The sequence below is a fragment of the Halorubrum sp. 48-1-W genome (assembly GCF_003287355.1).
In the GTDB taxonomy this organism is placed as follows: Archaea; Halobacteriota; Halobacteria; order Halobacteriales; family Haloferacaceae; genus Halorubrum.
The window spans coordinates 1-12,619 of record NZ_QMIM01000031.1; the positions used below are offsets into that span (position 1 = coordinate 1).

Below are 12,619 nucleotides of genomic sequence, written 5' to 3' on the forward strand. Positions count from 1 at the left end.
AGACGACCCGTTCTCCCCCAGTGTCGTCGGAGTTATCAGACATCTGTATCGGATGAATTTTCGAGAGGCAGGCTCTGTTGAAATCCTCTTCTTCAGACAAATTCTCACCTGAAACAGCCGGTCGATGAGAGTCGCTTACAGAGTATTTCAACAGAGTCCAGATCACCAATAGAAACCGTTCTAACTACCCACCGAGTGCGTCAACTTCGGTGAAGTAATACTGGTTTTCGTAGTGGATATACACAGCATAGCAATCCGTGTCCAACAGCTCCGGTCGCTCATATGTGGTGTAGTGTCCCGTCTCTTCGGAGTTGGACCGTAGATCACCTATCGCATTCTTAACCTCTTCCTGTGCTCCGGCGGGAAGCTCCGCAAACTGGCATCGAACACTACCTTCATCAATATCGTTTGTCGCTACTGATACGGTAATTCTGTGTGACGGGGGGTCTTCGTCCGCTTCGCTATTGTTGTCCGTAGAGTTATTGTCACCGTTTCGGGCAGGCTTCGTCTCTTGACCCATACACCCACTAATACCAGCGGCAACTCCGCAGTATATCAGAAGCCGTCTGCGGTTCATACAAAAAACTGTGAATATGAGACCGTATATGCTTTCTCCGAATATTGTACTGAGCGATTCGTGAGGCCCCTGTATTGACCGCTCAGAGTGATCGGTCGATGTTGTGAATGAGACAAGCGATAGTAAGTTCACGGAACTGCTTCCACCAGCGTCGTGATCGGACGAACGCACCGTACTTCCGCTTGAGCGTTGAGTTAACCGTCTCTGATTGACTCCGCTGGCCGTAGAGATCAGTATCTAAGCGCGCGTTCCATGCTCGGTGGAGTGGTGTGAACTCACGATGCTTAATTAGTGGCCGAACCTCGTGTTGCCGGGCAAGCCGCCTGATTTTCTGGTCGTCGTAGCCCTTGTCACCGAGCAAAATGTCAATATCCTCGGGATTGCGCTTGATCAACGATGGAGCGATCTGGCTATCGTGTTTCCGAGTCGTCGTCACGTGTAAATCGAGGACTGCGTTCACTTTCGCATCGACCAGCAACGTAACCTTCAACTGCTGAATCGTGAGTTCGGCCCGTTTTGTGTAGTGTTTTGACGCGTGACTGCGGTCAAATCCTGACGCATCAACTCCAACAACTCCGCTCGTCGGGAGTAGCGTCGCAGAGAGAGTCAATATAACACGCCACACAGCCATATCAAGCCGGTTGAACGCCTTACAGAGCGTTGAAGGCGTAGGAAGTTCAGATAAGCCGAGAGTTCGACGGATTCGTGGCATCTCGATCAGTTCGTCAAGCAGACCACGATAGGTCGTGTTCTTCCGCACTTTGAGACACAGCAGAACAACGTGCTGCGGAAGTGTGTAGCGGTGTTTGGAGAACTTTGATGAGTATTGAGAGACGGCTCGGCGGGCCAGATGGATTGCCTTTTCAGTAAACCGGAGAATCTGCGACTTCGGGAGGGATTTCATCTCGTCGAATTACAGGCTGAATATGTAACTCTCTGAGGATTTCAACAGAGCCGTTCGTTCGTATTTTCGGCTGTACAGTTAGTTACGATTCCAGCGGGGCGAGTATACCTGTACAGGCGTTACAGCAAGGTTGGACTGGCATAAACCAATTGTGTGGCTCTGTTGAAATCCTTAGAGACTGATGATTTCTACCAGTTCCGATCAACACTGGTGATCTACCTATCCTGACGTTCTCTTTCTATTATCTGTTCCAACTCTTTCTGAGTCATGACTGCCGAGAACAGATCAGGGTTCAACCGTTCGCCAAGCTGTCGATATGCGCGTTCGGACAACCAATAATACTGTAAGGTGTCGTCAAAGCGTGCCGCAATCGCCTCACCTTCGCTATCTAAGAAGTATGCGTGTGTCAGACCAGGAATATACAACGACAGCACGGCTTCGACTACATCTGGGGTCGTAGCGCATCGCCCCTGAATCGTTCCATCATTGTACTCGCTCTCGACGTACGAGATTTCACTTTCTAGGAGCGTCTTGACGGCCTCTTCATTCCGATTCCGGAGAAATTCATCTATCCCGTGAACTCCGACTGTGGCTACTTTCCGAGGATTTACGTCCAGAACTGCTTCCGTAATCGTTCGTGCGAATTCGTGGTATCGGTCCGACGGAAGTCCGTCTTTATCCAGGATGTATTTCGTTTCGTCGTCCGGTCCGTCAACGGATTCGTGGAAACCGCTCGCCTTCTTGGTGGTCTCCATCCTGGCTTTGATAGCCTCCTCTAATTCGTCCATATCCACCTCTCCTAACATCTGAGCGAGTCGTTCACTTCCACTGGGCTTACTCCCGTTTGACATTAGTAAACAGCCTCGGGCGCGGTGGCCCGAGGCTTTTTGTAATTCCCTCAGCCGTGCGCTAGCACTCCCTGCTCGGCAAGCGAGCGGGATGAGGGTGGGCGGCTTACGCGCCCCGACCCGGACAGACGCACCAACCGTACTTGCGGCTGGGTTTTGTGAGTCCGGTAATTCGTTGTGTTCCCATCGAGTTTCGCCTTCTCACGCCACGCGATGTTCACTGATGCATTCCGGTCAGCGTGGTCTTGCACCACGTCACACTCCTCGTTCGGACAACGGAACCGCCGTCCCTGCCGATCTCCACGCTCACCACAGCACGAACACGTCTGCGAGTTATAGTACGCATCCACCGTATCCGTGGGAATCTCTCGCCATGTCGCCTTGTACGAGACAAACTTCTCGAACTTGTGGAACGGCAGTTTGTGCAATCGGCGGTTCATATACGCCCCGTACTTGATTTCGCCCCGGATGCCGCTCATGTCCTCGAACACGATAACCGGATTCGAGTACTGCTCTGCGAACTCCACAACAGCACGGGAAAGCCGATGCAACACCCACTCGGTGAACCGCTCCTCCTTGTCACCGAGTGTGTGGTAGATGCTCGTTTTGCCGTGTTCTTGACAGCGAGTGGTGATAGTGTGGTAGCGTTGGCGTTCCTGCTTGACTCGTCCGTAATCGAGGACGAGTGTACCTTTCGTCTGCATCGTCTCGCGGTCAAGCGCGGTGAGTGCGACGTTGCGCTCGTTGATGTCCACGCCAACCAGCGTTTCGGCGGTGTCGGGTTCGGGCACGTCGAACTCGCGTGTGACCGTGACGTGTAGGGAGTACACGCCATTGCGGTACAGGAGTTCGGCCTGCCCCACATCCACCTCATCCGACGTGAGGGCATCTCGAAGTTCGTCCATCGCGTCCGGCTCGCCGCGCAGATGACCCCTCACCTTCTTGTAGGGTTTTGGGCTGATGCGGAACTGGACGCGGTTCGTGTCGTTGTCCACGGTGAGGCGGTAGCCTTCCGTGTGCGCCATCACGAGTGGATACGCACCAGATTTGTCCGTACTCGGCGGCGTCGGCTTGCCGCCATCGGGGTCGTCTTGATTTTCCCACCACTCTTTGAGCGATTGGTAGGAGTCCCACGTTTGGAGTGCTTTGCCGACGACCGCGCACTTGTTGTTCCGCAAGAAGTCGTCGCGGTCAACCTCCTTCTGTATCCCGGTGCGATTGTACCCTTGCTGTTTGAGGCGGATGGTCTCGTTGAAGATTTCGCGTGAGGCGAGGTGAGCGTCGTGAAGCCACGACCGTTCACCAGACGCTATGTGAAGACGCGTCTGAATCGTCTTCGTAGCTTCCTCACCCATGCTTTGACAATCATTTCAGACTATCATAAATTCAGGGGTTAGGGATGGAAAAGTACCGTAGTCACGCACATTCGGTTAGTTCCTGTAAGTATCACTTCGTCTGGTGTCCGAAGTATCGCCACCCTATTCTCGATGTAGTGGAGGACGATGTGCGAGAGTTGTTTGGTGAGACTGCCGACCACTTCGGTCACGAAATTCTGGCGTTGGAGATCGCGGACGACCACGTACACTTGTTCGTGCAAACAGACCCGAATCACAGTCCGGCGGACATTGCTCGGCAATTCAAGTCGTACTCGGGTAAGCACTTGCTGGAGCGGTATCCCGAGATTCGGGAGGCGTATTTCTGGGGTGGTGGATTCTGGAAGGTCGGGTACTACGTGGGAACGACGGGAGCGGTGTCGGAAGAAGTGGTTGAACGGTATATCGAAGAGACGGAACACGCGCCAGAGTGACGCGCTTCACCCCCGCCCACGGTGGGGCGGGGAACTCGCGCTGTTTTTCGTTTAGATGCCCGCGTTCTTCACAAATAAGACTACTGCCGCTTCAACGCTGAACCGCTAGAAACGACTGATAAACTGCCTGTAAGGTGAATCTAGCAGATCACAACTGAAGGCCCACTACTACCTTTGATCGATAGCGGGTCATCGCTCAGTACGCAGTTCTCATCGACCAGCTGTTTCAGGCGGGAATATATCTGAAGAATAGGATTTCAACAGAGCCAGGAGTTCTTATTCCTTGAAGAGCACGTGCTACGTGACGCTGAACGCCAGTACCAGCCAGTATGTCGGGCGGCGGGGAAAGCGTACTGTTACTTCCTTCAAATACCGAGATCGCGGAACGTCCAGTCATTCGAGAGATCTGCATCGAAGCCCATCTCTTCGACGAGGTCGCGGATGCGCTGTTCGACTGTCTCGTCGAGTTCGAAGGCGTAATCCAACTCATCGTACCAGTCGTAGTACCGTGGCATCCCCGGCCAGTGGCTGTCTGTTTTCAGTCCGTAGACGCAGTCGAGCAGGTAGCGACGATATGGCATATCGTCACGGGTGACGCGAGGGAGCGTCCCATTGATCGATTCGTCTCGTACCAGCTGTTCAAGTAGGTCGACGGCAGCGTACTGGTCAGCGTAGAAGGCGTGTTCGACTGTTGGGTTGACGGAGAAGATGTCCTCCGTCGTACGGGCGTGGAGCTGGTCGACGACCGAGTGGTTTGGATGTCCGATTCCCCACCCATAGGCATGGACTTCCTCGCGCGCGACATCGTCGCTTTCGGGAGCGTTGACCGCGACAGTGTTCAGGTATTCGAGTGCCTTGACCGGAATCGCCTCGACACCATCGGTTATCCGCGTTCGAATAAGATATCGCCCGACAGCGTTTGCTATTGTGGGCGTGACGAGCGGAAATTTGTCCTTCCCAGTGGGCTCATGCGCATCGATTACATCCGCAAGGAATGGCCAACCGTGTACTCTCGCTGCATCGTCGAGTTCGTTGCTGACGCGCTCGTAGTATGGCCAGAACACGTCCCGAAACGTGTCTCCACTGCTGTCTTCCTCGACTGCAGTCGAGAGTGCTGCTTCGAATTCGACGACTGCGTAGTGTAGAGCATCCACGTCACCGTCGGAGAAACGATCAAGCAGGTTATCGAGTTCGGCAACCTCCTTGTTCCGTTTTTCGCTTGTAGATGAGTCAGATTTAGACCTCCCCGAATCGGTCGAGGTTGAGAACGTGTCCGATTGGACATCGCCACAGTCGTGAAGTCGGAGACGAGTGAGTGTCTCGAACGACTCCCCGCAATCGTCGCACTCGTGAGCCATAGTCCGACTAGAGGCATGTGAAGGAAATGTGTTCCCTCTGGAGCCGGATTTCGGAACTAATCTCTCTCCCCTAGCGAGTACCGACCTTCCCCAATCTCGATGTCTCTTATCGAGATGGACGAGGACTTCTGCGTGTCGGAGTCAGTATCTCGTAGTGGCTTCGACTCCCGAGTCTCGTCGAACGATCTTTCGACGTATCGCTCAGCGATCGTACGTCGAGTGGCCGGCGTATGATTCGACACCACTGTATGACCGAACGTCGCTCGCGGGACTGGAATCAGATGTTCGGACGATTTCGGAGACGTGGTTCAGCCACGAGAGCCACAACTCGGTCGAAAAGTTCGTCTGTTCGCTACCGCTCGCTTACTTCAAATTCGAGACCCATGACCGCTATGCGGGATCGACGAGCTACGAGATGGACACCCTCTTTCGAGTGTTCATGTTGAAAGAACTCCACGGATGGGACCACGAGACAGCACTCGTCGGATTCCTCGAGTGCCACCCTGAATTGCGTGAGCAACTCGGACTCGAGAGCGTTCCGAATCAGTCGACGCTCTGGCGTAGCTGGCACGAGCGCTTCACGGGTGAGTTACGAGACGGTTGAGACGGCTGCCCAGACGGCCCTGATCAATGCCCAAAACGCGGGTGTGAGCGTTCCGCGTGACCCGGACAGGACGCTCCCTCAGCGAGGAGACAGTACCGGAGACTCCGATCCGGACGAGCAGACCGTGCTGGAACAGGCGGGAACGATCACGGATCACGTCAGTCGCGTTGTCTTCCCGGCGTTCTCGATGGATCGCGGAGAGGGTTGTGAGATCCACGAGAATGCCTACTGGGACTTACAGACCTATCTCTGCCTCCGCGAGAACTTAGCTGCCAATGAGGGGGCTCGGAGCTTCATTTACGAGTCGACGCGTAGTCGGACACCGCTGGGACACGCCCATCGTGATCAGATTCGTGACCTCTCGATAGCGGAGATTCGTGAGATGTACCGCCAGGCCGTGAAACGGCTACTGGATGAAGTCGCGGAGACAGAGCAGTTCTTCCGAGCCGGAATCGTGGCCATCGACATCACTGAAGCTGAGCCCTTCACCGGTGATAGAACAGGTCACGAAGATGAGATCATCGGGACAAAAGAGAAGACCGACGAATACGCCTATCAGTGGGCGACCGTCCAGCTCGTCGGTAATGCGGTCCCGATTGTCTTAGACGCAAGGCCGGTGCGGCGTGGCGAGAGTCGGCTCGAAATCGTCGAGGATCTACTTGACTCGGCTGAGGACCTCGTCCACGTTGACAGCGTGCTGATGGACAGAGAATTCGACAGCCAACACGTCTTGGAAATGATTAGCCAACGCGGGCTCACGTACGTCGTTCCAAAGCGGATGCACACGAGCGAGAGAGCCCAGGCGAAACGGCTCTTGAAAGTGAGACAGATCGATACGTGAACGACCGTAAGCTCCACTTGGGCAAGAATGAGTGGCACCAGACGACGCTCGTGTACCGTCGAAACGAGAATTCTGAACACACTGACCACCGGCAGTATTCGGTGTTCATGTGCAACGGTAATGTGGGACTGCTGAGTGAGTACGGCTATCGCTGGGAGAGCGAGAGCGACTACCGGAGCATTAAGCGGTTCATGGCCGCGACAACCTCGAAGAACTTCGTACTGCGATTCTTCTACTTTGCGTTCGCCTGTCTGCTGTACTCAATCTGGCGGGCCGTCGACCTCCTCGTACAAGTCGAGTTGACGGGTGAGTACGAGCATTCTCCGATTGTGACTGCGGACAATACGCTCACACTGTTGAAGAAGGAAACTGGAGTCGGGTAATCGCTGATATTGAGCTAGTGAGAACAGGGGTAACGAGCGGCAGCGCTGTTCTGATCTGTTCAGATACGCAGTTCTAGTTGGGATACTAACTGGAAGTGATGTCCCGACCCGAGTGTGAACCGTGTCAAGTTCGGTGGTTCGGCTGATATCGTACATACCAGCGGTGCTATAGCCGCCGTAGTCTCAACTTCCCCGAACGACGTATTTTATATCGTGAAATGTGGTTTATCATTCGGGACGCCCCGACGCGCGTCCCTTTTAGGAATCCCCGGAGTAGAGCCCGTATGGTACGCAACGTCGCCGGCGATATGGCGGAACTCGCGCCCGAGGACTTCTACCTCCTCTCGGGTGTCGAGCAGGGGATGCGCTTCTCCGAGTGGGTGCGCCGCGACACGCTCCCGGACTACGCCGACCTGACGCCGGAGGAGATAGACTACCGGATCGACCGGTGTCTCGATCGCGAGCTGATAGAACGGAAGACGATCCAGTACGAGGGGTACCAGCTCACCTTCGAGGGGTACGACGCGCTCGCGCTCCGGACGTTCTCCGAGCGCGGGACGATAGACGGCGTGGGCTCCCCGCTCGGGCTCGGCAAGGAGGGCGACGTCTACGAGGTCCAGTCGTTCAAGCCGCTCGCGTTGAAGTACCACCGCGAGGGGTACACCAACTTCCGGGCGGTCAACCGCGAACGCGAGTACACCGCCGACCGCGACCACGTCTCCTGGATGTACACCGCGCGCAAGGCGGCCGAACGCGAGTACGAGGCGATGGAGTCGCTGTATCCCGACGTGTCCGTCCCCCGTCCGGTCGATCACAACCGCCACGCCATCGTGATGGACAAGTTCCCCGGCGTGGAGCTCGCCCGCGCGAAGCTCGAACCCGAACAGGCTGGGGGCGTGTTGGACCTGATCTACCGCGAGCTGGTGACCGTCCACGAACTCGGCTGGGTCCACGCCGACATGTCCGAACACAACGTCGCGGTCGCCAACGAGGGGATCACGGTGTTCGACTGGCCGCAAGCGGTCCCGACGGACCACGAGAACGCCCGCGAGTTCCTCGAACGCGACGTGGCCAACCTCCTGCGGTACTTCGGACGGAAGTACCCACACGAGATCGACCGCGAGACCGATACCGCCGCGATCGCCGACGCGATCGCCGACGGCTCCTTCGAGACGGTCCGGGCGTTCGACAAAAAATAAAGTGAATACTGCGATATGAAATTCGATCGACGCCGTCCCTCGCCGCCCACGTCGTAACGCCTACCACCCGCGGCCACGAGGACCGGGTATGAACGCACGCGACCTGATGGTCGAGGACGTGAGGACGGTCCCGGCGGACGCCGACGTGAGCGACGTCTTCCACAAGTTCGCCCGCAACCCCTTCTCGGGCTTTCCGGTGGTCGACGACGACGGTCGGGTGGTGGGCGTGGTCACGGAGTCGGACCTCGTCGACCTGTTCGAACCGGAGGAGGAGACGCTGTGGATCCCGATCGGGCTCCCGCCGTTCGTCGACACGCTCACGTATCAGGTGAAACCGCCCTGGGGCGACCTCGACATGGGGATCGACCTCATGCGCAATGCGGACCGGCCCATCACCGAGGTGATGACGACCGATCCCGCGACGGTCACCCCCGACACCGACGTCGACGAGGTGCTCGAACTGCTCTCCGGCGACGACCCGGACATCAACCGCCTGCCGGTCGTCGACGACGACGGCGTCCTGGTGGGACTCATCGCCCGACAGGACGTGGTCCGCGCGTTCCGCGACAGGCGGATCTGAGCTGTCGACCTCACTCGGCGTCGAGCCCGACGAGTTCCGCCTCCACGTCCTCGACGAACGCCCCCCGTCCGCCGACGGTGACGGTCCCGTCGTCGGTCTCGACGGTCAGGGAGTGCTGGACCGGGAACGCGTTGTTCGTCGGCTCGACCATCCCCTGGGTGACGGAGACCACACGCCCGGACACCTCGACCGCCTCGTCGTCGGGCGTCCGCCGGCCGGCGACCGTCGCTCGGAGGGACGTGCCGCTCCGGAGGTGTCGTGTCGCCTGGAACACCGCGTGTCTGAACGCCGCGTACTCGGCCGGCAACGGAGCCGGCTCGGCGACGGTCGCCTCGGCGGCGACGGGCCAGTAGTTTCCCATGAACGACCCCGTTATCACGGGGGAGAGCTGTTCCTGGGCGAAGACGATCGCCTGGCGGTCGGAATCCGACCGGCGTAACAGCTCCGGCGGTGCGACGAGCCCCCGCGCCGAGTCGACGGTGAGCATCGTCGGCATCGCCTCCTCCCACGTCCGGACGACGCTGGCTATCGGCCCGTCGTCGGCGATAGGCTCGTCCTCGTCGATGGTCTCGTCCTCGTCGATGGTCTCGTCCTCGTCGATGGTATCGGCGACGGCGGTGACGTCCCGGCTCCCGTCGAGGTCCTCGGCGTCGGTGACGACGAGCAGTACGAGGACGCCGCGGTCGACCGCGTCCGCCAGCCCGTCCCGGACCGCAGGGAGGTGTTTCGCCGGGAGCGAGAGCGTCACCTCCGCGTCGGCGTCCTCGAGGAGCGACCGGATCCGCTTTAGAACGGTGACGCGTGATTTGACCACCTCGAACTGCTCGGTTTCGCGTTCGACCCGAGAGTAGCGCTCCTCGAGTCCGGGCCGGATCGCGTCCGCATCGGACCGGAGCCGGCCTATCACCTCCTCTGGCGGGTTCGCGCGGATCGTCGTCGGCACCGCGTGGTCGTGGACCTCGACGAACCCGCGGTCCGCGAGCGACTCGCTCACGCTGTACACGTAGCGCTTCGAGACGCCCGCGGCGTCGGCGACCGTGCTGGCCGTCGCCTCGCCGTGTTCGAGGAGGGAGAGGTACGTGTCGATCTCCTTCCCGGAGAGCCCGAACCGGCCGAGGAGGTCCGTCAGCGTCCGGTCGTCCATACGTCGAAGGGGTAGACGGGGCACTTATACCGGTCGGTGGTGGTCGATGCCGGTCAGATCGGTCACCTCACGCGAGGACGGCGACACTCTCGACGACGACCGCACCGTCGACCGGCTCGTTGGCAAACAGGTCGCGGTCGACCCGCTCCGGTACGTCCACGGTCGCCGGCGAGTCCGCGAAGTTCACGACAACGAGCAGGCGGTCGCGGGGACTGGTCCCCCCGTCGCCGGCCTCCGATCCGGCCGTCCGTTCGTACGCGGTCACGCGGTCGGGGTCGCCGGCGATGACCTCGGTCGCTCCGGAGCCGGCCTCGAAGTCGACCGCACCGACGCGGAGCGCCGGTTCGGCGGCCCTGAGCGCGGAGAGCCGTCGGTGGAACTCGGTGAGCGCGGTGTCGCCGTCGTGCCAGCGGAACGGCCCGCGGGTCGTCTCGTTGCCCCGTTCCTGTCCCGCGTACACCATCGGCGCGCCGGGGAGCGTGAACGTCACGGCAGTGGCCGCGCGTAGCGCCGGTTCGCCGTGGCTCGTCAGGTAGCGGTCCTCGTCGTGGTTCTCGACGTAGCGCAGCTGTGCGCCCGGATCGTCGAACCCGAGCCACCGCGTGCGCTCGAGTGCGTCCGCGACCGCGTCGGCCGGCTCCCGTCCGGCCCCGACCGCGTTCAACGTCCCGTACAGCGAGGTGTCGTAGTGGAGGTGGAACTCGCCCTCGCCGTAGAAGGGGTCGTGCGGGAGCGTCTCGTCGAGGAGCAGGACGTCGTCCGGGACGCGGTCGGCGACCTCCTTCCAGAACCCGTGCGGGACGCCCCAGGCCACGTCCGCACGAAAGCCGTCGACGACGGCCGCCCACTCGTCGACGACGGACAGCATCCACGCCCGGACGGCGGGGTCGTCGTAGTTCAGGTTCGGGATCCGCCCCCAGTCGAAGCGGTACTCCGGGACCTCGCCCGCGGGGAGCACGGCCCAGTCGATCCCCGTCACGTCGACCGCGGCGTCGGCCCGGCGGTAGCGGTCGGCGTAGTCCGGCAGGCCGGCCGAGTGAAGCTGGAACGCCGGGTGGTCGCGGGAGGTGTGGTTGATCACCAGGTCGAAGACGACCCGGATCCCGGCGTCGTGGCAGGCGTCGACCAGCGACTCGAACGCCGCCCGCGACCCGAGGTCGTCTGCCGTCTCGAAGTAGTCGGTGACGTGGTAGCCGTGCTCGGTCGGCGAGGCGAGCACGGGGGTCAACCAGAGCGCGTCGACGGCGAGGCTCTCGAGGTAGGGGACCCGGCGTTCGATCTCCCGGAACGTCGTCGGGAGCGTGTCGCCCGCAAACGACCGGACGTACACCTCGTACACCGTCGGCGACGCCGCCCACGCCGGCCGGGCGTGTGGGTTCACCACCGTGGAGGACGCCCCCCACGTCGACCCGTCCCCGCCGGCTCCGCCGTCCGGTTCGACCCGAACCGTCGCCATCGCCCCGTGTCGCTCCGCGTGCGGGACGGCGTGGATCCGGAGTTCACCCTCGATCCCGTCCAGCTCCCGGAGCGGGACGGCGAGCGCGTGGCCGTCCGAGCGAGCCTCGATGCGCTCGACGTCGGCGGGGTCCGCGTCCCGGTCGTCGACGAGGAAGGTCACGTCGACGTCGGCCGGGTCCGTCCCCGACCCCGGCGGAACGCCGACGTCGGCCTCGACGACGAGGCGGCGGTCGGCGGCGTCCTCGCCGGACACGTCGTCCGCCGTCGTCTCGACCCGGCCGTCGAACGAGAGCCGGGGACGACCCGGACCGTCGACCTCGTGGACGACGTGGCGTTCGTTCCCCCGGTCGTCGTTGGCGACGAACCCGACGCCGTGACGGCCCGGTGGGAGGCGGGTCCGGTAGACCCACTCGTCGTCCTCGCGCGTCGGACGGTCGCGCGCGAGCAGTCGGTCGTTGTGTCGCCAGAGCAGGGAGACCCGCTCGACCGCGTCGTCCGCGACCGGGAGGCCGCTCGCGGGCACGCGGACCTCGGTCTCGCGGCGCTCGTCCGGGAAGACACGCACGCGCTGGCGGTGCGATCCGTCGGGCGCGTCGAGCTGTAGGACGTAGGTCCCCGGCGCATCCGGATGGAGGTGGACGACCGGGTCGTCCGGCCGGCCCGTCTCGCCGGGCCGGAGGACGGGGTCGTCGCCGGTCCCGTCGACGTCGCTGTCGGTCGTGCTAGCGGCGTCGCTGTCGGCGGGCGCCTCCAGGAGCGTCCACTCGTACCGTCCCGACGGGTCCGGGTCGCGCGGGGCCAACTCGACCGACCGCCCGACGCTCGTCGCCCGCGGCGGTCCGGGCTCGTACATACCTCCATCCTGGGGCGGACTCGCTTGAGCGTTTCCGTCGTGAACAAATTATGATTGACTATT

General features: G+C 60.6%; 10 protein-coding genes and 1 pseudogene. 4 read left to right on the forward strand and 7 right to left on the reverse strand.

The genetic code is table 11. The features are described 5' to 3' along the window. Positions 1-184 precede the first annotated feature (184 nt). The 4 genes from DQW50_RS17640 to DQW50_RS13745 all read right to left on the reverse strand — a co-directional run bounded on the left by DQW50_RS17640 (position 185) and on the right by DQW50_RS13745 (position 3,684). Entirely contained in the window at positions 185-577 is a 393-nt protein-coding gene (locus DQW50_RS17640; RefSeq protein ID WP_127341338.1) for a hypothetical protein, read from the reverse strand. 82 nt (positions 578-659) lie between these two features. Then, positions 660-1,481 (reverse strand): IS5 family transposase, encoded by an 822-nt coding sequence (locus DQW50_RS13735; RefSeq protein WP_112079841.1) that lies wholly within the window; start codon positions 1,479-1,481, stop codon positions 660-662. A gap of 215 nt (positions 1,482-1,696) precedes the next feature. Further along, positions 1,697-2,269, reverse strand: coding sequence for a hypothetical protein (locus tag DQW50_RS13740; RefSeq protein ID WP_241964434.1), 573 nt, complete (start codon positions 2,267-2,269; stop codon positions 1,697-1,699). A 110-nt stretch (positions 2,270-2,379) separates the two neighbouring features. Then, on the reverse strand, positions 2,380-3,684 hold the full coding sequence (locus DQW50_RS13745) for an RNA-guided endonuclease TnpB family protein (protein WP_112079843.1): 1,305 nt from the start codon (positions 3,682-3,684) through the stop codon (positions 2,380-2,382). Positions 3,685-3,728: 44 nt separating this feature from the next. On the opposite strand from DQW50_RS13745, the gene tnpA reads away from it, so the two are divergent. Next, a complete protein-coding gene (tnpA, locus tag DQW50_RS13750; protein ID WP_112079844.1) occupies positions 3,729-4,136 on the forward strand; it encodes an IS200/IS605 family transposase in 408 nt (135 codons plus the stop codon). Between the two features lie 365 nt (positions 4,137-4,501). On the opposite strand, the gene DQW50_RS13755 is transcribed toward tnpA, so the two are convergent. Then, the gene (locus tag DQW50_RS13755; protein ID WP_112079845.1) at positions 4,502-5,494 is read right to left on the reverse strand and encodes a hypothetical protein; all 993 of its coding nucleotides are present in this window, start codon (positions 5,492-5,494) and stop codon (positions 4,502-4,504) included. A 154-nt stretch (positions 5,495-5,648) separates the two neighbouring features. On the opposite strand from DQW50_RS13755, the pseudogene DQW50_RS13760 reads away from it, so the two are divergent. From DQW50_RS13760 to DQW50_RS13770, 3 genes and pseudogenes are all read left to right on the forward strand, one after another. Next, a pseudogene (locus DQW50_RS13760) lies at positions 5,649-7,322 on the forward strand (transposase). 284 nt (positions 7,323-7,606) lie between these two features. After that, entirely contained in the window at positions 7,607-8,521 is a 915-nt protein-coding gene (locus DQW50_RS13765; RefSeq protein WP_112079846.1) for a serine/threonine-protein kinase RIO2, read from the forward strand. Positions 8,522-8,609: 88 nt separating this feature from the next. Next, the gene (locus tag DQW50_RS13770) at positions 8,610-9,101 is read left to right on the forward strand and encodes an HPP family protein (RefSeq protein ID WP_112079847.1); all 492 of its coding nucleotides are present in this window, start codon (positions 8,610-8,612) and stop codon (positions 9,099-9,101) included. A gap of 10 nt (positions 9,102-9,111) precedes the next feature. On the opposite strand, the gene DQW50_RS13775 is transcribed toward DQW50_RS13770, so the two are convergent. Continuing rightward, complete coding sequence (locus DQW50_RS13775) at positions 9,112-10,245, reverse strand: TrmB family transcriptional regulator sugar-binding domain-containing protein (RefSeq protein WP_112079848.1); 1,134 nt, start codon at positions 10,243-10,245, stop codon at positions 9,112-9,114. A 67-nt stretch (positions 10,246-10,312) separates the two neighbouring features. Then, positions 10,313-12,556, reverse strand: a complete 2,244-nt coding sequence (locus DQW50_RS13780) for an alpha-amylase family glycosyl hydrolase (protein WP_112079849.1) — start codon at positions 12,554-12,556, stop codon at positions 10,313-10,315. Positions 12,557-12,619 lie beyond the last annotated feature (63 nt).